The 24,762-nt window shown below is 40.8% G+C and carries 28 protein-coding genes; 25 read left to right on the plus strand and 3 right to left on the minus strand.

Features of this window, described 5'->3' with window-relative positions:
• The first annotated feature begins 223 nt into the window (after positions 1-223).
• The 8 genes from purE (at position 224) to purB (ending at position 6,351) form a co-directional block, all read left to right on the plus strand.
• Positions 224-712: a 5-(carboxyamino)imidazole ribonucleotide mutase gene (purE, locus tag RG565_RS07220; RefSeq protein ID WP_022525246.1), complete on the plus strand. Its 489-nt coding sequence runs from the start codon at positions 224-226 to the stop codon at positions 710-712.
• Complete coding sequence (gene purK, locus RG565_RS07225) at positions 699-1,787, plus strand: 5-(carboxyamino)imidazole ribonucleotide synthase (protein ID WP_247937295.1); 1,089 nt, start codon at positions 699-701, stop codon at positions 1,785-1,787. The genes purE and purK overlap by 14 nt, the downstream gene beginning before the upstream one ends.
• A 27-nt stretch (positions 1,788-1,814) precedes the next feature.
• Positions 1,815-2,450: a YdcF family protein gene (locus RG565_RS07230; protein WP_247937294.1), complete on the plus strand. Its 636-nt coding sequence runs from the start codon at positions 1,815-1,817 to the stop codon at positions 2,448-2,450.
• A 14-nt stretch (positions 2,451-2,464) separates the two neighbouring features.
• Positions 2,465-2,692: a phosphoribosylaminoimidazole carboxylase gene (locus RG565_RS07235; protein ID WP_247937293.1), complete on the plus strand. Its 228-nt coding sequence runs from the start codon at positions 2,465-2,467 to the stop codon at positions 2,690-2,692.
• A gap of 3 nt (positions 2,693-2,695) precedes the next feature.
• Complete coding sequence (locus RG565_RS07240) at positions 2,696-3,388, plus strand: aspartate/glutamate racemase family protein (protein WP_247937292.1); 693 nt, start codon at positions 2,696-2,698, stop codon at positions 3,386-3,388.
• A gap of 89 nt (positions 3,389-3,477) precedes the next feature.
• Entirely contained in the window at positions 3,478-4,170 is a 693-nt protein-coding gene (locus tag RG565_RS07245; RefSeq protein WP_247937291.1) for a hypothetical protein, read from the plus strand.
• 33 nt (positions 4,171-4,203) lie between these two features.
• Entirely contained in the window at positions 4,204-5,043 is an 840-nt protein-coding gene (locus RG565_RS07250; RefSeq protein ID WP_247937290.1) for a hypothetical protein, read from the plus strand.
• Between the two features lie 12 nt (positions 5,044-5,055).
• Positions 5,056-6,351: an adenylosuccinate lyase gene (purB, locus tag RG565_RS07255; RefSeq protein WP_247937289.1), complete on the plus strand. Its 1,296-nt coding sequence runs from the start codon at positions 5,056-5,058 to the stop codon at positions 6,349-6,351.
• A gap of 55 nt (positions 6,352-6,406) precedes the next feature.
• Here purB and dhaQ read toward each other — a convergent pair whose 3' ends face one another.
• Positions 6,407-7,393 carry a DhaKLM operon coactivator DhaQ gene (gene dhaQ, locus RG565_RS07260; RefSeq protein ID WP_247937288.1) on the minus strand — a complete coding sequence of 329 codons (987 nt, stop codon included), beginning with the start codon at positions 7,391-7,393 and terminating at the stop codon, positions 6,407-6,409.
• A 9-nt stretch (positions 7,394-7,402) separates the two neighbouring features.
• Positions 7,403-7,939, minus strand: coding sequence for a dihydroxyacetone kinase transcriptional activator DhaS (gene dhaS / locus RG565_RS07265; protein WP_003027958.1), 537 nt, complete (start codon positions 7,937-7,939; stop codon positions 7,403-7,405).
• Positions 7,940-8,096: 157 nt separating this feature from the next.
• On the opposite strand from dhaS, the gene dhaK reads away from it, so the two are divergent.
• Genes dhaK through RG565_RS07285 form a run of 4 tightly spaced genes read left to right on the plus strand, consistent with a single transcriptional unit; the run spans position 8,097 to position 10,775 of the window.
• The gene (dhaK, locus tag RG565_RS07270; RefSeq protein ID WP_268732217.1) at positions 8,097-9,086 is read left to right on the plus strand and encodes a dihydroxyacetone kinase subunit DhaK; all 990 of its coding nucleotides are present in this window, start codon (positions 8,097-8,099) and stop codon (positions 9,084-9,086) included.
• Positions 9,087-9,096: 10 nt separating this feature from the next.
• Positions 9,097-9,678, plus strand: a complete 582-nt coding sequence (dhaL, locus tag RG565_RS07275) for a dihydroxyacetone kinase subunit DhaL (protein ID WP_003027194.1) — start codon at positions 9,097-9,099, stop codon at positions 9,676-9,678.
• Complete coding sequence (dhaM, locus tag RG565_RS07280; protein WP_151380428.1) at positions 9,675-10,049, plus strand: dihydroxyacetone kinase phosphoryl donor subunit DhaM; 375 nt, start codon at positions 9,675-9,677, stop codon at positions 10,047-10,049. The genes dhaL and dhaM overlap by 4 nt, the downstream gene beginning before the upstream one ends.
• A 12-nt stretch (positions 10,050-10,061) precedes the next feature.
• The gene (locus RG565_RS07285) at positions 10,062-10,775 is read left to right on the plus strand and encodes an MIP/aquaporin family protein (protein ID WP_247937285.1); all 714 of its coding nucleotides are present in this window, start codon (positions 10,062-10,064) and stop codon (positions 10,773-10,775) included.
• Between the two features lie 301 nt (positions 10,776-11,076).
• Here the strand turns inward: RG565_RS07285 and RG565_RS07290 are convergent, their stop codons facing one another.
• Complete coding sequence (locus RG565_RS07290; RefSeq protein ID WP_021001162.1) at positions 11,077-11,793, minus strand: GntR family transcriptional regulator; 717 nt, start codon at positions 11,791-11,793, stop codon at positions 11,077-11,079.
• Between the two features lie 168 nt (positions 11,794-11,961).
• Here RG565_RS07290 and RG565_RS07295 point away from each other — a divergent pair, with 168 nt between their 5' ends.
• The 13 genes from RG565_RS07295 (at position 11,962) to RG565_RS07355 (ending at position 24,438) form a co-directional block, all read left to right on the plus strand.
• Complete coding sequence (locus RG565_RS07295) at positions 11,962-13,749, plus strand: beta-galactosidase family protein (RefSeq protein ID WP_247937284.1); 1,788 nt, start codon at positions 11,962-11,964, stop codon at positions 13,747-13,749.
• Positions 13,746-14,222 carry a PTS system mannose/fructose/N-acetylgalactosamine-transporter subunit IIB gene (locus tag RG565_RS07300; protein ID WP_037618939.1) on the plus strand — a complete coding sequence of 159 codons (477 nt, stop codon included), beginning with the start codon at positions 13,746-13,748 and terminating at the stop codon, positions 14,220-14,222. The genes RG565_RS07295 and RG565_RS07300 overlap by 4 nt, the downstream gene beginning before the upstream one ends.
• An 18-nt stretch (positions 14,223-14,240) precedes the next feature.
• Positions 14,241-15,134 (plus strand): PTS mannose/fructose/sorbose/N-acetylgalactosamine transporter subunit IIC, encoded by an 894-nt coding sequence (locus RG565_RS07305; protein ID WP_003027207.1) that lies wholly within the window; start codon positions 14,241-14,243, stop codon positions 15,132-15,134.
• A complete protein-coding gene (locus RG565_RS07310; protein WP_003036938.1) occupies positions 15,121-15,948 on the plus strand; it encodes a PTS system mannose/fructose/sorbose family transporter subunit IID in 828 nt (275 codons plus the stop codon). The genes RG565_RS07305 and RG565_RS07310 overlap by 14 nt, the downstream gene beginning before the upstream one ends.
• A gap of 17 nt (positions 15,949-15,965) precedes the next feature.
• Positions 15,966-16,370: a PTS sugar transporter subunit IIA gene (locus tag RG565_RS07315; protein WP_003032047.1), complete on the plus strand. Its 405-nt coding sequence runs from the start codon at positions 15,966-15,968 to the stop codon at positions 16,368-16,370.
• Between the two features lie 166 nt (positions 16,371-16,536).
• On the plus strand, positions 16,537-17,706 hold the full coding sequence (locus RG565_RS07320; RefSeq protein WP_247937283.1) for an SIS domain-containing protein: 1,170 nt from the start codon (positions 16,537-16,539) through the stop codon (positions 17,704-17,706).
• Positions 17,707-17,716: 10 nt separating this feature from the next.
• The gene (gene lacD / locus RG565_RS07325) at positions 17,717-18,718 is read left to right on the plus strand and encodes a tagatose-bisphosphate aldolase (RefSeq protein WP_247937282.1); all 1,002 of its coding nucleotides are present in this window, start codon (positions 17,717-17,719) and stop codon (positions 18,716-18,718) included.
• 42 nt (positions 18,719-18,760) lie between these two features.
• Positions 18,761-19,798: an aldose epimerase family protein gene (locus tag RG565_RS07330; protein ID WP_247937281.1), complete on the plus strand. Its 1,038-nt coding sequence runs from the start codon at positions 18,761-18,763 to the stop codon at positions 19,796-19,798.
• A 174-nt stretch (positions 19,799-19,972) separates the two neighbouring features.
• Positions 19,973-20,971: a Holliday junction branch migration DNA helicase RuvB gene (gene ruvB / locus RG565_RS07335; RefSeq protein ID WP_247937280.1), complete on the plus strand. Its 999-nt coding sequence runs from the start codon at positions 19,973-19,975 to the stop codon at positions 20,969-20,971.
• Between the two features lie 5 nt (positions 20,972-20,976).
• Positions 20,977-21,543, plus strand: coding sequence for a nucleotidyltransferase family protein (locus tag RG565_RS07340; protein ID WP_247937279.1), 567 nt, complete (start codon positions 20,977-20,979; stop codon positions 21,541-21,543).
• Positions 21,544-21,780: 237 nt separating this feature from the next.
• Positions 21,781-22,209 (plus strand): low molecular weight protein-tyrosine-phosphatase, encoded by a 429-nt coding sequence (locus RG565_RS07345; protein WP_268732215.1) that lies wholly within the window; start codon positions 21,781-21,783, stop codon positions 22,207-22,209.
• A gap of 8 nt (positions 22,210-22,217) precedes the next feature.
• Complete coding sequence (locus tag RG565_RS07350; protein ID WP_268732214.1) at positions 22,218-22,631, plus strand: MORN repeat-containing protein; 414 nt, start codon at positions 22,218-22,220, stop codon at positions 22,629-22,631.
• On the plus strand, positions 22,621-24,438 hold the full coding sequence (locus RG565_RS07355; protein ID WP_268732213.1) for an acyltransferase family protein: 1,818 nt from the start codon (positions 22,621-22,623) through the stop codon (positions 24,436-24,438). The genes RG565_RS07350 and RG565_RS07355 overlap by 11 nt, the downstream gene beginning before the upstream one ends.
• Positions 24,439-24,762 lie beyond the last annotated feature (324 nt).

The raw sequence follows: 24,762 nt of genomic DNA on the forward strand, positions 1-24,762 counted from the left end.
TCAAGCGACCAAAGGTCGTTATGAAACTATGTCTGTTATCACTGTGGTATTTTAGGAAAGTTTGTAGCTCAAAGGTCTACAAACCTAGTCAAGAAGATTTTTTAGATGGGATGTTAGCTTTTCCTCGGCTTTTAAGAAAAGATGAGAAGAAAAGCGTAGCATCACACGCAAGAAGGTTCACGACGCCTCTACAGCCTAAGGCAGGCTTGAAAAAGGAGAAATTATGCAACCAATTATTTCTATCATTATGGGCTCTAAATCCGACTGGGAAACCATGAAAAAGGCAGCCCAAGTTCTTGAGGACTTCGGTGTTGTTTATGAAAAAAAGGTGGTCTCAGCTCACCGAACGCCAGACCTTATGTTTCGATATGCTGAGGAAGCGCGTGGCCGTGGGATTAAGGTTATCATTGCAGGGGCTGGCGGTGCAGCTCATCTGCCGGGTATGGTAGCAGCTAAAACAACGTTGCCGGTTATCGGTGTGCCTGTCAAATCTCGTGCTTTGAGCGGAGTGGACTCACTTTACTCTATCGTGCAAATGCCTGGCGGCGTGCCTGTGGCAACAATGGCTATCGGCGAAGCGGGTGCGACCAATGCAGCGCTCTTTGCTTTGCGCTTGCTGTCTGTTGAAGATGCCAAAATTGCCCAAGCACTAGCTGATTTTGTAGAAAAACAAGGAAAGATTGCTGAGGAGTCTAGCAATGAACTCAACTAAAACGATTGGAATTATCGGTGGCGGTCAATTAGGACAAATGATGGCGATTGCTGCAATTTATCGAGGTCACAAAGTCATTACGCTAGACCCAGCTGCTAATTGTCCAGCTGCTCGTGTCAGTGAGGTTATTGTTGCTCCTTATGATGACGTGGCGGCTCTTCATCAATTAGCTGAGCGCTGTGATGTCCTGACTTATGAATTTGAAAATGTGGACGCAGACAGCTTAGATGCGGTGGCTGATTTGGCAGATCTGCCGCAAGGAACGAGGCTGCTACGTATTTCGCAAAACCGAGTACACGAGAAAGAATTTCTCTCAAGCACTGGCGTAGATTTGGCTCCTTATCGAATTATCCGCTCATCAGCAGATCTTGCAGACTATGACTTTTCGACTAAGCGCGTGCTGAAAACAGCAACGGGTGGCTACGACGGTCACGGCCAAGTCGTCATTAGAGATGAGGAGAGCTTAGCGACTGCACATGATTTGGCAGACCAGACTCTTTGTGTGCTAGAGGATTTTGTCCCCTTCACCATGGAAATATCGGTCATTGTGTCTGGTAATGGTAAGGATGTGACGGTTTTCCCAGTTCAGGAAAATATCCACCGTAACAACATTCTTTCAAAAACCATTGTGCCTGCTCGCATTTCTGATGGTCTAGCAGCAAAAGCAAAAACCATGGCAGTGCGAATAGCTGAACAGCTTAATTTATCTGGAACTCTTTGCGTGGAAATGTTTGCGACAGCTGATGACATCATCGTTAATGAAATTGCGCCTCGTCCACATAACTCAGGGCATTATTCGATTGAAGCTTGTGACTTTTCGCAGTTTGACACCCATATCCTAGGCGTCCTCGGCCAACCTCTCCCAGCCATCAAACTCTATGCCCCAGCTGTCATGCTCAATGTACTCGGCCAGCATGTCGAGGCTGCTGAAAAATATGTCACAGAAAATCCAAGCGTCCACCTCCACATGTATGGTAAAATAGAAGCGAAGCACAACCGCAAGATGGGACACGTGACTTTGTTTAGTGATGATGCGGATAGTGTGGTTGAGTTTGGGAAAGGGATTGATTTTTAAGAAAACTCTGTGGAGGAAATGTTATTGATGAGACCAATTATCCCAAAAAGTCCAGAAGTTCCGAAAGAATTCTCTGCTAAAGAAATCTCTTTTTTGACTAAGAGTGTTTTTGGAGAAATAATCGGACCTCAGCCGTGTGATGTTTTATTTGTTTTCAGCGGGACTCACCCAGGCCACTGGGAAAAAGCTATTGAGGCTTATCAAAAAAGCTATGTAAGACGAATTATTGTGAGCGGCGGTCGAAGTTTGACAGGAACGCCTCATCCAGATTGGAATGGACATACAGAGGCAGAGGTTATTATCCAGCATCTGATGGCTGCGGGCATTCCTGAAGAAGCAATTAAATCTGAAAACTCCTCTAGCAATACTTTAGAAAACGTACTGTTTGCCAAAGAAATTTTTGATTTTAATACTGTTGAGACCGTTATGTTCATTTGCAAAAGTCACGCGACTGGTAGGCAATGGCGGACCTTGGCTCAGCACTTGCCAAAGCATCTTCGCTACATCCCATATACCTTCAATGCTTTTTACAAGGATGTTGAGATTGGTCGGGATAGCTGGATGAATACAGACATTGGCAAGTCCAGAGTTTGGGGAGAATATCTGCGGCTTCTCCATTATGGAGAAAAGGGAGATATTTTAAAGTTAGATGTTGAATTGTGATATAGGAGGTTTCTATGATTCAACTCATCGTCAACGCATTTGTTGAAAAAGAAAAGACTGGGGCTGTTGTGGAAGTGTTCTTTGCCAGTGCCGACCATGAAAAAGTAAAGGCCAAATATCAAGAACTGACAGCTCAGTACCCAGACAATTATTTGGCAATCTACGATTTGCCGCTGGATACTGACCTTAACACCCTGCCGCATTATCCGTCGGTGACAATAAGTAAGGAGGAATTTAATTAGTCTATGAAAACTATCGGTCTGATTGGTGGTATGAGTTGGGAAAGTACCACATCTTACTACCAAATCATCAACGAAACCATCAAAAAAGAGTTGGGTGGCTTGCATTCAGCTAAGATTCTGCTTTATAGTGTTGATTTTGCAGAGATTGAGCATTATCAAGCAGTTGGGGACTGGGAGAAAAGCGGTCAACTTTTGACAGATATTGCTCAGCGCTTGGAGCAAGCTGGTGCAGATTTCATCGTTATTTGCACCAACACCATGCACAAGGTTGCTCCGCAGATACAAGAGCAGATTACGATTCCAATCTTGCATATTGCACAAGCAACCGCGCAGGCCTTGTTGGCTGACGGTATTCAAAAAGTCGGCCTCCTAGGGACCAAGTACACCATGACCCAAGATTTTTACAAGGAGAAATTAATAGAGTCTGGATTAGAAGTGCTGATTCCAGACCAAGTAGGCATTACAGAGGTCAATCGAATTATTTATGACGAACTCTGTCTAGGGGATATCAAAGAAAGCTCAAAGCAGACTTATCTTGCCGTTATAGATGATTTGAAAAAAGCAGGTGCTGAGGCTGTTATCTTGGGTTGCACCGAGATTGGTCTCCTCGTCAAGCAAACCGACACTGACTTGCCTCTCTACGACACAACGGTGATTCATGCAGAGAAAGCGGCGGAGTGGGCGGTAAATAAGTGACCATAGAAGACAAGCGCAACCGCAAGCTAGGGCATGTAACTGTGTTTAGTGATGCGCCGGATAGTGTGGAGGAGTTTTAAGGAGCTATCATGCCATTACCAAAAAGTATTCAAGAAGAAATTAAAAAATATTGTGAAAGTCATCTACCTAAAGAAGATTGGTATGAAGAAGAATTTGATTTTATAAAAGATTCTGATTTAAAAAAACGGATTATAGAAGAATTTCAATCTGTTAGATACGCTTATAAATTATATGAGGGACTAGAAGCAACTGATATACATTTAAGATTTCAAATTAGGAGTCAAATTCTTTCTTATGCATCAATCTATGAAGCAGTGCTAGAGTATGTTTTAAATACCTATTATTCAGATACTCCTGAGTATGTGGATCTAACTCATCAAGACAACGTACCTATTAATATATGTATTCCACAAGACAAGAGGGAGAAATTACAAGCTGAGCTATCTCATGATAGTAAAGAAATACACACGGTATATTATACGAGAAAGAAAAAACAAAAGACTTCAATTCGATTTGATGATAAATGTCGAACAGCTGAGAATTTGAATTTAATTGGTAAAATTTATAGTGAGGATAGTGTAAAAGATTTGCCCGCAGAAATAATTGAGATTTATAGTTATAGAAATGGAATTCACTTGATTGCTGAACAAAGGAAAGAAATTAAATATGAGTTAAAGCTTAGCAAATTAGCGTATAGACGCCTTAAGCCTTTTATTGAGCAGATAAAGAATAGGTTGAAGATAGATAGAAAGTATTATTAGTAAAAAAATTGAAAGAATGGGATGTGGTAGTTCGTGGTTGAACAAGCATATAGTATAGAATTGAAAGATAATATTAGTGCAATTAGAGCACATAGGCTTTCTCTTGAAGGTAGGCTTAATTCTAAAAATAATTTTAGGTGTATTGATGAAGAATGCTTAATTCCTTTAACTTGTACAAACTGGAAAAAGAGTGATGGAAAAAGGTTTTATTTTAAACCATCTCACAACGATGAACTACATGTTGAAGGTTGTACTTGCATATCCGCACAAGAAAATAAGGAACAAGTGAATAAAGAAGTTCATAAGGCTAAAGAGACAATTTCAGATAGTGGAATAATATCTGTTAAGAAGTCATTGAGTAAAGCAAGGGTAAAGGGGGGGAGTGTTGCCTCACTTGATACTGCCGAGCATTCAATAAGTTCCTCTCAAGCAAATATTCATAGAAATCAAGTTCAAGATAGACAACTTTCTGCTGTGGCTACATTTGTAGAACTTTATGAAGATCCGCAAATTAATAATAGTTTTAAAAATATCAGAATAGAAGATGAATTAATTTCTCTGGATGAATATTTTGTTGATATTAAAAAACCTCTTGTGAAGGATAAACAAAGGATATTTTACGGTTTAGCTCAAGTTTCTATTGCAAGTTTTAATAAAAAAATACTACAGATACAATTTATAGACTCTGACTATCCGAATATATATTCAAGTTTAGAGCAGATACAAAAACGTTCTAATACAAGAAATATTGCTGATTTAATAGATAAAAAACCTGAGTATATTTATTTTAGGGGAAAACTAGATAGTCAAGACAATAAATTTAAATCTTTTAATGACAAATTCTATAAAGACCTATATACACCAAAAAATTAAGGAGAATTAACCATGATCAACCGTTACTCTCGCCCTGAGATGGCGAACATTTGGAGTGAAGAAAATAAATACCGTGCTTGGCTTGAGGTGGAAATCTTGGCTGATGAGGCATGGGCTGAGTTGGGGGAAATCCCTAAGGAAGATGTGGCTTTGATTCGCGAAAAAGCGGACTTTGACATCGACCGCATCTTGGAGATTGAGCAAGAGACTCGCCACGATGTGGTGGCTTTCACACGTGCGGTTTCTGAGACTCTTGGTGAAGAGCGTAAGTGGGTCCACTATGGTTTGACCTCTACCGACGTGGTGGATACTGCCTACGGTTACCTCTACAAGCAGGCCGACGACATCATCCGTCGTGATCTTGAAAACTTCACCAATATCATCGCTGATAAGGCTAAGGAGCACAAGTTCACCATCATGATGGGTCGTACTCATGGGGTGCATGCGGAGCCTACAACTTTTGGTCTCAAGCTGGCAACTTGGTACAGTGAAATGAAGCGTAATATTGAGCGTTTTGAACATGCTGCCGCTGGTGTGGAAGCTGGGAAAATTTCAGGTGCTGTTGGGAACTTTGCCAACATTCCGCCATTTGTGGAAAAATATGTTTGTGACAAATTAGGCATTCGTGCTCAGGAAATTTCGACCCAAGTCTTACCGCGTGACCTGCACGCCGAGTATTTTGCAGTACTTGCTAGCATTGCCACATCAATCGAGCGCATGGCGACTGAAATCCGCGGTCTGCAAAAATCCGAGCAGCGTGAAGTAGAAGAATTCTTTGCCAAGGGACAAAAAGGTAGCTCTGCTATGCCTCACAAACGCAACCCAATCGGTTCTGAAAACATGACCGGTCTGGCGCGTGTCATTCGCGGTCACATGGTGACGGCTTATGAAAACGTGTCGCTTTGGCATGAACGTGATATTTCGCATTCTTCAGCAGAGCGCATTATCACACCTGACACGACTATTTTGATTGACTACATGCTTAATCGCTTCGGCAATATCGTTAAGAATCTGACTGTTTTCCCTGAAAATATGCGCCGCAATATGAACTCAACTTTTGGTCTTATTTATAGTCAGCGCGTTATGCTGAGTCTGATTGAAAAAGGCATGACACGTGAAGAAGCTTATGATTTAGTACAGCCTAAGACGGCTTATTCTTGGGACAATCAAACAGATTTTCGTCCGCTACTAGAAGCTGATGAAGCTGTGATCTCTCGTTTAACACCAGAGGAAATTGACGATATTTTTGACCCAGTTTACTACACTAAGCGTGTGGATGATATTTTCCACCGTATAGGTTTGGATTAAAACAAACTAAAAAATCCAGTAAAATCAGGCTTGATTTCACTGGATTTTTGCTCTCTCACCAAGCAAAAGCATTGGTTGGGGTTTCTAAGGCCCTCAGCCAGAAACTGTCGGAAACACGACAGAGGGTAACAGAAAGTCCTGCCATATCTAGGCTTGTGATGAGGTGACCTGTTTTGACAAAGGGCAGTTTCAAGCCTTCTATATCCAACAGTTGAAGAATGTCATCTGTGAAAACGAGTTCTTCCAATTTTGAAGTGCCGCCTAAGTTATTGATGAGGAGAATAAATTCTTGTCCTTCTTGCCACTTGAATTTCATTTTGATTTTGTTGACGAGCTCAACAGCGAGCAACTCGGAAGATTCAAACGGAACCATCCGATAACCGGGCTCACCATGGATTCCTATTCCGTAGGAAATTTGACCTTGGGGCAAATCAAAGATAGGCAACTGCTTGCTTGGTAAGGTGGCAGATTTTGTTGCGACTCCTAGTGTCGCAATGGAGGTGGACAGAGAAAGAGCGAGCTTTTCCAACTCATCCAAGTTTGCTCCTTCTTTGGCAGCCTGCCCGAGAATTTTATGTAAGAGAATTGTTCCTGCAACCCCGCGGTGACGGATTTGGAAGTTGCTTTTTTCGACTGAAATATCATCATGGGAAATGACGTATTTGACTGGAATTCCTTCTTTGCGTGCTTGATAAATGGCTTGGGAAAATTCTTTAATATCGGCATCGAAGTTTTTAATAATGACAAAAACGCCCTTGCCTTGATGCAGAAAACGAATGGTTTCTAAAATATGCTCTGCACAGGGTGGCACAAAAATGGGGCCACTAATGGCAGCGGCTAACATACCATCACCCACATAGCCAGCATGAGCCGGCTCATGACCGCTGCCGCCACCCGAAATAATGGGCACGACAGAAGAATCGTGCTGATTATGATAAATAACGGGAAGTTGTTTCAGCTGTGAAAGGTGAGGATACATGCGGGTGATTGCATTGATGTTTTGCTGAATGCTTGAATGAATTGAATTGATAATGTGAACCATATACTTGCCTTAATTTTCTATAGCTGTTTTGATTAGTTGTGTTAAGAGCTGCGCCTGTTGCTGGTAATCTTGCTCAGATAAATCCAGCAGATGTTTGATAGCATTTGCGAGCGCTTGACTGTGATAATGAATGAAAAAATGATACTCCATTTCAGAATGGAAAGGACGGGAATGATATTCTCTGACGAGTTTGGCTACAAGCTGTTGACAGTAGGTTTGAAAATAAGAAGAAAAGTCATTTTGGTCAACGATGTCAAATAATTGTGCATAAAAACTCTTATTGACGCTAAAATAGTGCAGCAATTCTTGCAGCAGCTGATAGCCAGAGATATATTCCAGATTATCTGTGACTTGCTCTCGTAACTCCGTCTGAAAAATCCATTCTAATAATTCGTACTTATCCAGAAAATGATTGTAAAAAGTTTGCCTGCGAATACCGGCGTCTTCCATAATTTGCCGAACAGAGATTTTTTCAAAAGCTTGTTCGGTCAGTAATTTTTTAAAGGATTTGGCAATCCTTTTTTTCGTGATTAAGGATGTTGCCATCTTCCCTCCTCAGTCTTTTTAGTTCTATTCTTAGTTTATCATGAATGATGCAATAGGAAAACTAAAAAAGTGGGACATATTTTTGCTTTTGTCCGTTCCAAAATGGAGCAAAGAATTTTACAATAAAAATAAGAAAAATAAAGCAAAGGAGAAACTCATGAAAAAAATTATCAATCAACCAACGGCTGTTGTGGACGAAATGCTAGACGGTTTGGCTTATATCCATAGTGATTTGGTGTATCGTGTAGAAGGCTTTGACATCATTGCTCGAAATAGCAAAAAATCTGGCAAGGTAGCGATTATCTCAGGTGGCGGGAGCGGTCATGAGCCTGCTCATGCTGGCTTTGTGGGCGATGGTATGTTGTCAGCTGCGATTTGCGGAGCGGTCTTTACTTCCCCAACTCCTGACCAAGTCTTGCAGGCAATCAAAGAAGCAGACGAGGGCGCAGGTGTGTTCATGGTGATCAAGAATTACTCCGGTGACATCATGAACTTTGAAATGGCGCAGGATATGGCAGAAATGGAAGGCATCGAGGTGGCAAGTGTTGTTGTAGATGACGATATTGCTGTTGAAGATAGCCTTTATACGCAAGGTCGCCGTGGAGTTGCTGGTACCATTTTGGTTCATAAGATTTTGGGAAATGCTGCGCGGTCTGGAAAATCACTGAGTGAAATCAAGGCCTTGGCTGATGAATTGGTTCCTCAGATTCATACGGTTGGGCTGGCTCTCAGTGGAGCAACCGTTCCTGAAGTTGGGAAACCTGGCTTTGTGCTTGCTGATGATGAAATTGAATTTGGAATCGGCATTCATGGAGAGCCCGGCTATCGCAAAGAAAAAATGCAGCCGTCTAAAGACTTGGCACAAGAATTAGTGGCAAAATTGAAAGGCTCTTTTGAACTCAAAGCAGGAGATAAAATCGGAATCCTTATCAATGGCATGGGTGCAACACCGCTCATGGAACAATACGTCTTTGCCAACGATGTGGCTGAAATTCTCGCAGCAGCAGGTTTGGAAGTTGTTTACAAGAAATTAGGAAACTACATGACATCTATTGACATGGCAGGCATTTCTCTGACCTTTGTCAAATTGGAACGTGAAGACTGGCTGGAAGCTTTGAACAGTCCAGTTGCAACGATTGCTTGGTAGGAGGTACGATATGGATGCAGCATTAGCAAAGAAATGGATGCTTCTCTTTAATGAAAAAATTCAAGCCAACAAAGACTACTTGTCAGAGTTAGACACGCCCATTGGTGACGGAGACCACGGTGGCAATATGGCGCGTGGCATGGCAGCTGTCGTTGAAAATCTGGAAGGAAAGGATTTTGCCAATTCAGCAGAAGTCTTTCAAGTTGTCTCCATGCAATTGCTTAGCAAGGTTGGCGGGGCTTCTGGCCCCCTTTATGGCTCAGCCTTTATGGGAATAATGAAGGCTGAAAAAGAGGGTACTAGCTTGGCGGATGCTGTTCAAGCAGGGCTTGATATGATTCAAAAGCGAGGAAAGGCTGTTCCGGGTGAAAAAACCATGGTGGATGTCTGGTCTGGTGTGGTGATGGCTCTTCAAAAAGGAGAATTGACCAAAGAAACCATTCATACTTTGGTTGAAGCGACGAAAGATATGAAAGCAACGAAGGGTCGGGCTTCTTATGTCGGAGAGCGTTCTATCGGACATATTGACCCCGGTTCGTATTCGTCAGGCTTGCTTTTTGAAGCCTTGCTAGAAGTGGAGGAAAAAGCATGACAGAAGTTGGGATTGTCATCGTTTCTCATTCAAAATGGATTGCTCAAGGCCTTGTGGATTTAATTTCAGAAGTTGCTAAAGACGTTGTGCTGACCTATGTAGGCGGTACAGAAGATGGCGGCATTGGTACGAGTTTTGAACAAGTCCAAACGGTTGTGGAAGCTAACAAAGCGGAGAAGATTTTAGCTTTCTTTGATCTTGGATCAGCTCGCATGAATCTGGAGCTGGTGGCAGATTTTTCAGATAAAGACATCATCATCAACAATGTTCCCATTGTTGAAGGGGCTTATACAGCAGCTGCTCTCTTGCAAGCTGGTGCAGATTTGGCAACTATCCAAGAACAATTGAAAGAATTGGAAATTAAGAAATAAAGGAGGCAGATTATGATTCAGTATCTCGGTGAATTTTTAGGGACCTTTATCCTAGTATTGCTTGGTGATGGGGTTGTTGCTGGGAATGTTTTGAGCAAGACAAAAGAGGAAGGAACTGGCTGGGTTGCTATCGTTTTAGGTTGGGGGATTGCTTGTACAGTGGCGGTTTATGTATCTGGATTTTTCAGTCCAGCTCACTTGAATCCAGCGGTCACATTCGCAATGGCTTCTATTGGAGCGATTAGTTGGGGACAAGTTTTTCCGTTCATTCTTGCACAAATGCTGGGTGCCATGGCTGCGGCTTTTGTTCTATGGCTTCACTATTACCCTTATTGGGCTGAAACGAAAGATTCAGGCTTGATTTTAGCCAGCTTTTCAACGGGACCAGCCATTCGCCATACAGCTTCTAACTTTTTGGGGGAAGCACTGGGAACGGCCATTCTTGTCATCACGATTATGGCAATTGGTCCAAATAAAGTTGCTGCTGGTTTGGGTCCAATCATCGTAGGAACGGTTATTTTTGCAGTCGGTTTCTCACTTGGACCAACGACAGGCTATGCAATCAATCCTGCACGGGATTTGGGCCCGCGTATCATGCATGCTCTTTTACCAATCGCAAATAAAGGGGATTCTGACTGGTCCTATGCTTGGATTCCAGTCCTAGGTCCAATTGTCGGCGGTGTCGTAGGGGCTTTGTTTTATAATCTTGTTTTAAGCATGATGTAAGAATATCAAAGGCAAGATATTTAAAATAAAGGAATTATATACTTGTACACAACCACAAAGTATGATTGTCAAATTTACAAAAATCTTGTTTCAAAATACTACATATTGTGATTGGTGTAAACTGCGATATAGTTCCCTAAAATAAAACAAACGCGAGATGAACAGTAGTTTGTCTCGTGTTTAGTATATATTTTTTTCGAAATAGTACTTTTTTGTTTCAAAATTGGTCTAGATAGGTTATAATAATCTCAAGATATAAAAAAGAACAACTGGCATTCAGATGTTCTTTGCGTAAAAATAATTAGTGATTTCCACTGCGTGACACGAACTTGATTTTAAAGAAATCGCCACGTTTGTAGGCTTCGCTATACTCTAAAATTTGTCCTGTACTTTCTAACTGTGTTGTTTTTACTTGGAAGACGGTCGGGAAGTTTGTGTCAATGTCCAGTAATGTTGCAACAGCTTCTGGTGTCGGGAAGATAATTTCATTAGTTTCTTCAAAGTGCTCATCATTCATGTGAATATGATAGTCTTGTTTGAAGCGATTGTAGATAGAGCTGTAATATTCAAGATCTGGATAATTTGCATTGATATATTGCTCTGGGATATAGGATTGATGATAGATGTAAGGAGTATCTTTTGCTTTACGAAGTCTCTCGATTTTATAGTAAAATTGGTGTCCCTTCAAATCTAACTTATCAAGAAATTTCAAGTCGTTTCCGCGCTCGATCGATAAAACGGTCACTTGATCATTTTGGGTGGGAAATATCTCAACGTCAGAAAATTCAACGAGTTTGTGCTTACGCGCGCGCGACACAAATGTTCCTTTTCCTTGCTGGCGAATGATATATCCGTCTTTTGCTAGCTCATTTAAAGCTCTGACAACAGTAATAGAACTCACATCGTACATTGTGATTAGCTCAGCTTCTGTATAAAATTTATCTCCATTCTCAAATTGACCTGAGATAATCTTGCTTTTGAGTTCATCTTTAATGTATTGGTATTTAGGGATTGCCATGTTATTCACCTCTCTTTCGCTTCCCTCTCATAAAAAATTTTACCATAATTTTTCTTAAAATGGTTAAATTTATTAAATTTTTCAAAAACTATTGACATTTCATACAAAATATATTATATTAATCAATGTAAACGATTGCAAAAATATTGTGTGAAAGAAGGAAATGGTTTGGCAAGATTTGAGATTAAAGAAGAATTTTATCTGAATCAACAGCCTTTTAAAATATTGTCTGGTGCCATTCATTATTTTCGGATTCAGCCAGATGATTGGTATCATTCGCTTTATAATTTGAAAGCTCTGGGCTTTAATACGGTAGAAACCTATATTCCTTGGAATATGCATGAGCCGGAAAAAGGGCAATTTGATTTTGAAGGTAGCCTTGATATAGAAAAATTTCTTCAAATCGCTCAAGATTTGGGCTTGTATACCTTGCTTCGTCCGTCGCCTTACATTTGTGCAGAATGGGAATTCGGTGGTTTGCCGGCTTGGCTTTTAGAAGAAGATATGAGAATTCGTTCTTCTGACCCTGCTTATTTTGCCGCAGTTGCTAGCTATTATGATAAATTGCTTCCGCGCTTAGTCCCGCATCTTTTGGAAAATGGCGGCAACATTCTCATGATGCAGGTCGAAAATGAATATGGCTCGTATGGCGAAGATAAGGAATATTTGAGAGCTGTTCGAGATATGATGCTAGAGCGAGGTGTGACTTGTCCGCTCTTTACATCGGACGGGCCTTGGCGAGGCACCTTACGGGCAGGAACGCTTATTGAGGATGATGTATTTGTAACGGGAAATTTCGGCTCTAAAGCTGCTTATAATTTTGCAAATCTGCAAGCTTTCTTTGATGAGCATGGCAAGAAGTGGCCACTCATGTGTATGGAATTTTGGGACGGTTGGTTCAATCGTTGGAAGGAGCCGGTTGTCACGCGAGATCCAGAAGAGTTGGCTGAAGCGGTTCACGAAGTCTTGCAACAAGGCAGTATCAACCTTTATATGTTTCACGGGGGAACCAATTTTGGTTTCATGAATGGCTGTTCAGCGCGAGGCAGCATTGACCTGCCGCAGGTGACATCTTATGATTATGAAGCTCTCCTTGATGAACAAGGAAATCCAACGCCTAAATACTTTGCTATTCAGCAAATGTTAAAAAAATATTATCCAGAGTATCCACAAATGGAGCCTTTGGTAAAAGAATCGTTTGAGTTAAAGGATATTCCGCTCAGTGAGAAAGTTAGTTTATTTGAAACCTTAGAAGATGTAGCGCAGCCAATCGAAAGTCTTTACCCTATGAACATGGAGGAACTGGGGCAAAATGTTGGCTATCTGCTCTATCGTACAGAAGCGGAATGGGATGCGGACGAGGAACGGATTCGTATCATTGATGCGCGTGACCGGATGCAACTTTTTGTCGATGGAAACCGTATCACAACTCAATACCAGACAGAAATTGGTGAAGATATCTTTGTTCCTAGGCAGAAGCAATCCACGCATCAGATTGATATTTTGATGGAAAATATGGGGCGCGTCAATTATGGGCACAAACTGTTGGCAGAGACGCAACACAAGGGCATTCGGACTGGAGTCTGCAAGGATTTGCACTTTATGCTCCATTGGAAACAGTACGTGCTGAATTTCAAGCATCCAGAAAAAATTGATTTCACGAAAGAATGGCATGAAAACCAGCCGGCTTTCTATGCGTTTGATGTCGAATTGAAAGTGCTTAAAGATACGTATATTGATTTGACCCACTTTGGCAAAGGAATTGTCTTTGTCAACGGTGTCAATATTGGGCGCTTCTGGGACGTCGGACCGACCTTATCGCTTTATATTCCACATAGTTTGTTAAAACTCGGACAAAATCGAATTATCATTTTTGAAACCGAAGGGAAATACAGCGAATTTATTCATTTAGTTCACAAACCTACATTTAAAACGATAAAGGGGGTAAATTTATGACAATCGTAGGGAATCGAATCGATGGACGTTTGATTCATGGACAGGTAGCTAATCTTTGGACTACTAAGCTCAATATTTCACGGATTATGGTCGTGGATGATGAAGTAGCAGAAAATGCTATTGAAAAAAGCGGCTTGAAGCTGGCAACACCAGCTGGTGTGAAATTGAGTATTTTGCCAGTCGCAAGAGCAGCTGAAAATATCTTAGCAGGCAAATATGATAGTCAACGTCTGCTCATTGTTGCGAAAAAACCGGACCGCTTTTTGAAATTAGTAGAAGCAGGTGTGCCAATTGAAACACTCAATGTAGGCAATATGTCGCAAACACCTGAAACGCGTTCTATCACACGCTCAATTAACGTGGTAGATGAAGACGTGGTAGTATTTAACAAGTTGCATGAAAAAGGTGTAACTCTAACGGCTCAAATGGTTCCAAATGATCCAGTTGAAGACTTTATGAAATTATTGAAATAAATTTAGGAGGTCATTGTTATGATACAATGGTGGCAAATTCTCTTACTGACGCTATATTCAGCGTATCAAATTTTGGATGAGTTGACGATTAACTCATCAGCTGGCTCCCCTGTTTTTGCAGGTTTTATCACTGGTCTGGTCATGGGAGATTTGAAGACTGGTTTGTTTATTGGTGGTAGTCTCCAACTCGTTGTGCTTGGGGTTGGTACATTCGGTGGTGCCTCTCGGATTGACGCAACTTCTGGTGCGGTTCTTGCAACAGCATTCTCTGTGGCAACAGGTATGAAATCAGAACTCGCTATTTCAGCTATTGCCGTTCCGGTAGCAGCCTTGCTGGTTTATACAGACGTTCTTGGACGTTTCTCTACGACTTACTTTGCACATCGTATTGATGCAGCGGTTGAAAAGTTTGACTACAAAGGCATTGAACGCAATTACTTACTCGGTGCCATTCCGTGGGGACTTTCACGTGCCCTTCCAGTATTTCTGGCTTTGTGGCTCGGTGGAGACGCTGTAAAAGCCTTCTCAGACTGGCTTGCCAATAATGCACAATGGATTGCAGATGGATTGATTCTTGCAGGTAAAATGCTTCCTGGTGTCGGTTTTGCAATTTTGCTTCGTTACCTTCCGGTCAAGAAAAATCTTCATTATCTTGGTTTAGGTTTTGCCATTACAGCTATGTTGAAAGTTGTTTTTGACTATATTTCAACATTGGCAGCTGCTTCAGGAGCTGTCAAACAAATCGCTACAGCTCTTGGGGGTGCAAAATTTGAAGGCCTACCAATGATTGGGATTGCGATTATTGGCTTTGCCTTGGCAACAATCAACTATAAAAATGCGACTAATAAACAAGTCGTGACTGTTGCTGCAGAACAATCAGAAAGTGGGGAAATTGACGATGACGAACTCTAATTACAAATTAACAAAAGAAGATTTTAAACAAATCAACCGTCGTAGTCTCTTTACTTTCCAATGGGGTTGGAACTACGAGCGTATGCAAGCATCAGGTTATCTCTATATGATTTTGCCGCAGTTGCGTAAGATATACGGTGATGGTACGCCAGAATTAAAGGAAATGATGCGGACACATACGCAATTCTTCAACACATCTAACTTTTTCCATACTTTAGTAACAGGGATTGACCTAGCACTTGAAGAAAATGAAGGAGTTGCGGCTAAAGATACCGTTACAGGGATTAAAACTGGTTTAATGGGGCCATTTGCAGCGATTGGCGATGCGATTTTTGGTTCTACTATTCCTGCTATTATGGGTGGTCTGGCTGCTGGACTTGCTGTTGAAGGCAATCCTCTTGGAATTTTCCTTTGGATAGCTGTGACAATCGCAATCAATGTCTTCCGTTGGAAACAACTGGAGTTTGCCCATAAAGAAGGGGTGAAATTAGTTACAACCATGCAGGACAAATTGTCTGCCATCACAGATGCTGCAACAGTTCTTGGTGTTTTCATGGTGGCTGCCTTGATTGCTACGATGATTAACTTTAAGTTTACCTATACACAAAGTTTCGGTGGTGTCACCTTCAATCTTCAAGAAACATTGGATAAAATCTTCCCACGTTTGGTGCCAGCCTTGTTTACAGGTTTTGTTTATTGGCTACTTGGTAAGAAAGGTATGAATTCAACAAAAGCAATCTTTATCGTGATTATTATTGCAATTGGCGTTTCTGCATTTTCACACTTTACTCATACACCAATCTTAGGTGTTTAAAAGGAGCTTCTCTATAAATGACAAAACAACTTGTATTGGTCAGTCACGGTCGCTTTTGCGAAGAATTGAAGAAAAGCACCGAAATGATTATGGGGCCACTGGACTTCATTCATACAGTTCCCCTGCTTCCAGAAGAAGGAATAGACGATTTTACTGCTAAATTTTCAGCAACTGTAAAAGATTTAGATGATTACATCGTCTTTGCCGACCTGCTTGGTGGAACGCCTTGCAATGTCGTTAGCCGTCTGATTTTGGAAGGACTCCAAATTGAACTTTATGCAGGGATGAATATGCCAATGGTGATTGAATTTATCAATTCTGCCCTGACTGGCGTTGAAGCAAAATATATCGAAAAAGCGAACAAATACATTGTGAAAGTCAATGATGTATTAGCAGAAATGAACGATGACGAAGATGAATAAAGGAGTGTCTAGCTAATAGTCGCTGAAAAACACGTCCTTGCTTGAATTGCTTCAATGAGCAATCTGTATAACTAAGGGGGCTGGGGCAAGAAAATGGATTTCTTTGAAATCATCATTTTCCCACTCCCTTTCTTTTAGTTAGCATTGTAAAGCAGAAAGGAGAACCATGCTAGATTATACAAAGGAAGACTTGCTTGAATTAGGTGCGGAAATCACCACACGGGAAATCTATCAACAGCCGCAAGTTTGGCAGACAGCTTTTGAAAATTATAAAGCGCAAGCTGATGAGATTGTAGCGTTTCTAAATGGCATTGATGAAAAGCATGACTATATCAAGGTTATTTTGACAGGGGCTGGAACATCAGCCTATGTCGGAGATACGCTTGTACCTTATTTTAGAAAGCTGTATGATGAACGCAAGTGGAATTTCAACGCTATTGCAACAACGGATATTGTAGCCAATCCTTTGGCGTATTTACACAAGGAAGTACCGACTGTTTTGGTTTCTTTTGCCCGTAGTGGCAATTCACCAGAGAGTGTTGCGGTAGTTGACTTGGCAAAAGACATAGTTGAGGAACTTTACCAAATCACGATTACATGTGCAGCAGAAGGCAAATTAGCCCAGCAAGCACATGGTGATGAACGCAATTTGCTATTGCTCCAACCTGCGCCGTCAAATGATGCTGGCTTTGCCATGACATCGAGCTTTACGTCTATGATGTTGACGGCCTTGCTCGTTTTTGACAAAACAGACTTAGTTACAAAAGAAGAGAAAATTTCTGCTTTGATAGCCTTGAGCCAAGAGATGTTAGACTCAGCAGCAGCCATTCAAAAAATGGTTTCCTTAGATTATAATCGTGTCATTTATCTGGGAGCAGGTCCTTTCTTTGGCTTGGCGCATGAAGCCCAGCTGAAAATTTTGGAATTGACCGCAGGACAGGTGGCAACGATGTATGAAAGTCCCATCGGTTTTCGCCACGGTCCAAAATCGTTAGTGAATGAAGAAACGGTCGTTGTGGTATTTAGCTCGACAGATACTTATACTAAATTATACGATCTTGACTTAGTACGAGAAGTAGCTGGAGATGAGATTGCCCGCAAGGTAATTTTATTGACAGATCAAAAAGAAAATTTGGAAAATGTTGAACAAGTCATTCTTTCTAGTCAATATCTTGTGGATGATGTTTATCGCGTATTCCCTTATATTGTTTATGGTCAATTATTTGCCTTGTTGACAGCTCTCAAAGTGAAAAATCGTCCAGACACACCGTCTCCGACAGGTACTGTCAACCGTGTCGTGCAAGGCGTTATCATTCATCCATTTGACAAAGAATAGGAAGGAATCCATGGAAAAATTAAGGATTAGTCACGAAAAATTATCACATTTAAAGAATCTTTCAGATGAAAATGGCATTATTGGAGCTTTGGCGATTGACCAGAGAGGTTCATTGAAAAAAATGCTGGCAAGTGGCGCACATGCTGTGTCAGGAGATGAAGCGCTCATTGAATTTAAACAATTGATTTCCAGTCAGTTGACTCCGTATGCAACTTCTATCCTTTTGGATCCAGAATTCGGTGTACCTGCTACCAAATTACGTGCGCCAGAATGCGGTCTTATTGTTGCCTATGAAAAAACAGGTTATGATGCGACAACAGAGGGTCGCTTGCCAGATTTGCTACCAAATTGGTCAGCCAAACGCATTAAAGAGTTAGGTGCTGACGCAGTCAAGGTTTTGATTTACTATGATGTAGATGATAAACCTGAAATCAACGACATCAAGCAAGCCTGGGTAGAGCGCGTGGGAAGTGAATGTGTGGCAGAAAACATTCCTTATTTCCTTGAAATCTTGACGTATGATGCAAAGCGTGATAATGTAGTAGATGCAGATTATGCGAAAGTGAAACCGCAAAAGGTCAATGAAGCCATGAAACTCTTTTCAAATCCGCGCTACAATGTTGATGTCTTGAAAGTGGAAGTACCGGTCAATATGAATTTTGTCGAAAGGTTTACGAAAGGTGGGGTTGAACCTGTCTACAGCCTCGCGGAAGCCAAGACATTTTTCAAAGAGCAGTCTGATGCAACTCACCTGCCCTTTATTTTCCTGAGTGCTGGAGTTAGCGCAGAGCTTTTCCAGGAAACGCTCAAAGTGGCGCATGAAGCAGGTTCTCAATTCAATGGAGTCCTTTGCGGTCGTGCAACTTGGAAAGAAGCTGTTACCGTCTTTGCTAATCAAGGGGCAGAAGCAGCCAAAGCTTGGCTTGATGAAACGGGGCGTCAAAATATTGAAGACTTGAATCATGTTTTACGTGAAACAGCCGTTTCGTGGACGGAAAAGCTAGAGATTTAAAAGAGGAAAACATAAATTTGTAATAAAAACAAGGAAAGTTGTATGAAATCTTATCAAGAAGCTATTTTTGGAACATTTCAAGGAAAAGATATTGTTGCTTACACATTTGAAAATGACTTGGGCTATCGTTTGAAAGTCATGACTTATGGTGCGACTGTCTTAGAGTATGTCACTCCGGACAAAAATCATGAATTTGCAAATATCGTGGTGGGGTTTGATCATTTTGATGCCTATGTAGGCAACAGCCCTAAATATGGTGCAAGCGTCGGACCAGTTGCAGGACGGATTGCAAAAGCACAGTTTGAGCTGAATGGTGAAACCTATCAGTTAGAAGTCAATAATGCAGAAAATTGCAATCATAGTGGCTCTACTGGCTGGGATAGTGCTATTTTTCAAGTTGAAGAAGTCACGAATGAAGGCATTACTTTTTACACCGAGCGTGTAGATGGCACTGGTGGTTTTCCGGGAAATCTGAAAGTCTGGGTTTCCTATGCTTTAACGGAGATAGGCGAATTAGAAGTTTCTTACCAAGTCCAGACGGACAAGGATACCTTGGTCAATCCAACCAATCACAGTTATTTCAATTTATCGGGCGATTTCAGTCAACCGATTGACAATTGTGTATTGCAGCTAAATACCTTAGGGGTATTTCCAATCGCACCGGATGGTGTGCCTGCTAAAACGCCAGATTCAGAGCGAGATTTTGTCAAAGACTTAATGAAAGGTGTGGCTTTTAAAGATATTTTTGCCAATCAAGATGAGCAGATTCAGATTGTGTCCGGTTTGGATCATCCATTTGCTTTAAACAAGCAAGAGGATAGGGCTGGTTCTTTGTACGATCCGAAGTCAGGTCGCTTTTTGATGTTTAAAACAAGTGCGCCATGCCTAGTGACTTATTCAGCAAATTTTGTAGATGATACGGTCATTTTAAATGGGCAACCCATGATTCAACACAATGGCTTGGCTTTGGAAACTCAGGCACTTCCTGATGCGATTCATAGCGACTTGAAAGCAGATGTTATCTTAAAAGCGAGTGAGATTTTTACCAGCACGACCATTTATCATGCAACAACTAAATAACACGATATATTGAAACGATAGATTATTTGTCTGTCGTTTTTTTATTTGAAATATCCAGCATTATCAAATAAAGACTTTCTAGTCTTTTTCATAATAACACTCCCTTCAATTTCTATTTGTAAAACCTAAGTTCAAACTAACTTACTAACCTGATTTTTTGTTATAATAGTAGTTATGAGTAGAATTTTGGATAATGAATTGATGGGAGACGAAGAGTTAGTAGAACGCACGCTTCGTCCCCAGTATTTGCAAGAATATATTGGGCAAGATAAGGTCAAAAATCAATTAAATATTTTTATCGAGGCAGCTAAGTTGCGAGATGAGGCGCTAGATCACACCTTGCTTTTCGGACCTCCGGGACTAGGGAAGACCACTATGGCCTTTGTTATTGCCAATGAACTAGGAGTCAATCTCAAGCAAACTTCTGGTCCAGTCATCGAAAAAGCAGGTGATTTGGTAGCGATTTTAAATGACCTAGATCCGGGAGATGTCCTCTTTATTGATGAAATTCATCGCTTACCCATGGCTGTGGAAGAGGTGCTTTACAGCGCGATGGAGGATTTCTATATTGACATTATGATTGGTGCAGGGGAGACCAGCCGTAGCGTTCACTTGGAGTTACCGCCTTTTACGTTGATTGGAGCAACGACGCGGGCAGGTATGCTGTCAAATCCTCTACGCGCACGTTTCGGGATTACTGGTCACATGGAATATTATGCAGAAGCAGATTTGACTGAGATTGTGGAGCGAACGGCAGAAATTTTTGAAATGGATATCACTCATGAAGCAGCTGAGGAATTAGCATTGCGTAGCCGGGGTACGCCTCGTATTGCCAATCGGCTTCTCAAGCGTGTACGAGATTTTGCTCAGATTATGGGTGACGGACTGATTGATGACCAAATTACTGATCAAGCTCTGACGATGCTTGATGTGGATCAGGAAGGTCTAGATTATGTGGATCAGAAGATTCTCAAGACCATGATTGAAGTGTATGGCGGTGGTCCGGTTGGTCTGGGAACTCTTTCGGTTAATATCGCTGAAGAACGAGAAACAGTTGAAGATATGTATGAGCCTTATCTGATCCAAAAAGGCTTTGTCATGCGGACGAGAACAGGGCGCGTGGCGACCCGCAAGGCTTATGAACATCTAGGTTATGAGTATTTTGAAAAGTAGGATTTATGAAAATAGCAGAGCAGGATATTTTAAATCAATTTACTGCAGATAAAGATTTGATGACGATTTTAACAATGATTCGCAGTTTGCAGCTAAAAGATAGTTGGTTGGCTGCTGGCAGTGTACGAAATTTTATCTGGAATTATTTGTCAAATCAATCGGGATTTGATACAGAGACAGACGTTGATGTAATTTTCTTTGATCCAGCTATTTCTTATGAAGAAACCCTTAAAATCGAGACAAAACTGAAAGAAAACTATCCAAACTATAACTGGGAGCTGAAAAACCAGGTTTATATGCATATCCACAGTCCAAATACCCAATCTTATACTAGCTCGCAAGATGCCATGAGTAAATATCCAGAGCGCTGTACAGCTGTGGGTTTACGTTTGTTGGATAATAGACAGCTGGAATTCTTTGCTCCCTATGGTTTAGACGATATTCTCCATTTTCGTGTTCAGCCGACTCCGCATTTCCTAGAAGATGCAGACAGGAGACAGCTTTATAATATGAGAATACAGAAAAAAGATTGGCAGAAGAAGTGGAACAATCTTCAAATTGAATTTCTTTAAAATTTCTCAAAAATAGTAAAATCTTTAAGAAAAATTTAAGTCAGAATCGGTATACTATAATCACAAGTTGAGAGAAGCTTAACTTGAACTCCTAAAAACTTTTCTTTTTCATAATAATCTCCCTATAAGAGTCGCCCAATCGGCGGCTTTTTGTGCTTTTAAAAGAATTCAAAAATTCTCAGGGGTTTAAATTCCTATTTTTTTAGATTTTGTTATAATAGTAAAGAGGTCTATGCTATGAAGAAAATTGTATTTGTTTGCTTGGGAAATATCTGTCGCAGTCCAATGGCAGAATTTGTGATGAAAGATTTGACAGATGACGTTTATGTTGAAAGTCGTGCGACTTCAGACTGGGAGCATGGTAATCCAATCCATTCGGGAACGCAGGCGATTTTTAAAAAATATGCCATTTCTTATGACAAAAGCAAAACTTCCCAGCAAATTTCCCAGCAGGATTTTGTAGACTTTGATTATATTATCGGAATGGACGAGTCCAATTTTCAAGATTTGAGGAAAATTGCACCGGGAAAATATCTGGAGAAAGTATTCCAATTTGAAGAGAGAAGTGTGCCAGATCCTTGGTACACAGGTGATTTTGACGAGACTTACCGGCTTGTTTTGGCAGGTTGTCAGAAATGGATTGAACGCGTGAAGAGCGAAGATTAGTGGAGAGAATGGACACATTAAAAGAATTTTACGAAAAGTACAAAATTTATCTCACAAGGCATAACTTGGAATTGCTAGCAGTAACGGTTATTGTCCTATCAGCGATGGTGGCTTTTACATCAGGTATTCCCAGTCAAGGGGCATTGACCTTGGATAAAGGAGCAATCAAATATAATGGCAGTCTCGTCCGTGGGAAAATGAATGGTCAAGGAACATTGACTTTTAAGAATGGTGATGTTTATAAAGGCTATTTTAAAAATGGAACTTTCAATGGGAAAGGAACTTTTACAGCTAAAGCTGGCTGGAAGTACGAAGGCAACTTTGTGAATGGACAGCCTGAAGGGCAAGGCAAATTAACAACAGAAAATAATGTTGTCTACAAGGGAAAGTTTAAACAGGGGATTTATCAAAATGCGCATTAAATGGTTTTCATTAGTGAGGATTACAGGATTACTCCTAGTTCTGCTCTATCATTTCTTCCAGAAAGCTTTTCCCGGTGGGTTTATTGGTGTGGATATTTTCTTCACTTTCTCAGGCTTTTTGATTACGTCTCTTTTAATTGATGAATTTACCAGAAACAAGGAAATTGATGTTAAAGGATTCTTAAGACGTCGCTTTTATCGGATTGTGCCACCGCTTGTCTTTATGATTTTGATTATCATGCCCTTTACCTTGCTGATTCGGAAGGATTTTGTGGCTGGTATTGGGACGCAAATCGCTGCTGCACTCGGCTTTGTGACAAATTTTTATGAAATTTTGTCTGGTGGAAATTACGAGAGTCAATTTATCCAACATCTCTTTGTGCACACATGGAGCTTGGCGTTGGAAATGCACTACTATGTCTTGTGGGGCTTGGCGACATGGTATTTAGCTAAGAAAAGTAAAACAGTCGGGCAATTTCGAGGGATTATCTTTCTCGTTTCGTTCGCTTTCTTCTTGATTAGTTTTCTTTCTATGTTTGTCAGAAGCTTCTTCGTTTCAAACTTTTCTGTGATTTACTTTTCAAGTTTCACGCATATCTTCCCGTTTTTTGCAGGAAGTATCTTAGCGACACTTTCGGGTGTGAGTGATTTGGGAGCACCTTTTCGTAAAATGGAGCAAGCGCTTGATTTGAAAAAGACCTTTTATCTACTTGGTGGTAGTTTTATAGCTTTGCTATTATTAACGTTCCTCCTAAGATTTGATAATTTATTGACTTATCTGTTTGGTTTCCTTTTGGCAACGGTATTTTCAGTCGTGATGATTTTAGCAACACGTGTGCTTCATGATAAAACGTCGCATGTTGATGAGCCGCCTGTTATCACATTTATTGCAGATACGAGTTACGGCGTGTATTTGTTCCATTGGCCGTTTTACATCATCTTTTCCCAATTGATGGGCAATGGATGGGCAGTTCTATTGACAACCGTGCTTTCCTTTGCCTTGGCGGCTTTCTCTTTCTATCTGTTGGAGCCGACATTAGCAGGTAGAGAGCCAAAAGTATTTGGCTTGAAGATGGACATCAAGCAAATCACAACGCCTGTATTTTATAGTTTGATTCCATTAACACTGGTCGCTTTGGTCATGATTGTGACTGCTCCGAAAATTGGTGCTTTTGAAGAAAATTTGCTCGTCAATGGGTTAAATCAAGCTGACAGTAAAATGCAGATCACTCGTACCCAAGCTGATAATGTGAGTGCCAGTCAATACAATGTAGCAAAGGGTACGACCGTTATCGGAGATTCGGTAGCTTTGCGAGCAAGTGAATGGCTCAAGCAGGCTATGCCGGAAATTCAAGTGGATGCAGCGGTCAGTCGAAACTTAGAATCGGGCTTGCAAGTCTATCAAACTGATATTTCAAACAAGGTGCTTCTGGAAACAGTGGTCTTAGCCTTGGGAACCAATACGGTTGATAACTACGAAAGTTTGCTCAATCAATTTATTGCAAAATTACCGAAAGGTCATCGCTTAATCTTGGTAACGCCTTATGACGGACGCACAGCGCATGATGGGACCAGTATCGCTGTAAAAACACGTCAGTATGAATTGGAATTGGCGAAAAAATACGATTATGTATTTGTAGCGGATTGGTATCAAACTGCTATCCAACACCCAGAAATTTGGTATGGAACTGACTATGTGCACTTTGGCTCGGAGACAACAACGATCACCAAGGGCGGTGAACTCTATGCACAAACCGTCAAACAAGCTATTGATGAAGCTGTGAAAAAAGGAACAGTGAAGAAATAATAGTAATAATTAGAAGTCATGGATTGCCTTGCGATTCATGACTTTTGTGTGCTGTAAAAAGATAGTAGGGTAGAACGAGGGTGTAGGAATACACAGCAAAAATGCTCTTTTTTACATAACTTTTGTTTTTGGAAATCTTGAAAAAGTATGTGAAATATATAATTTTAAGTTTTAAACTTCACAAACAATGTTTTAAAATATAGTAGAAAACTCATATTTTGAAACAAATTCACAATATAAAAGAAAAAGTTTGTGAAGTTTGCATGAAAGTGTTTACAAGAGAAAGAAAATAAGGTATAATAATCTTGTGAAAAATTTAACAAA

The organism is Streptococcus sp. IsoGale021, from assembly GCF_031142795.1.
Taxonomy (GTDB): Bacteria; Bacillota; Bacilli; order Lactobacillales; family Streptococcaceae; genus Streptococcus; species Streptococcus hominis.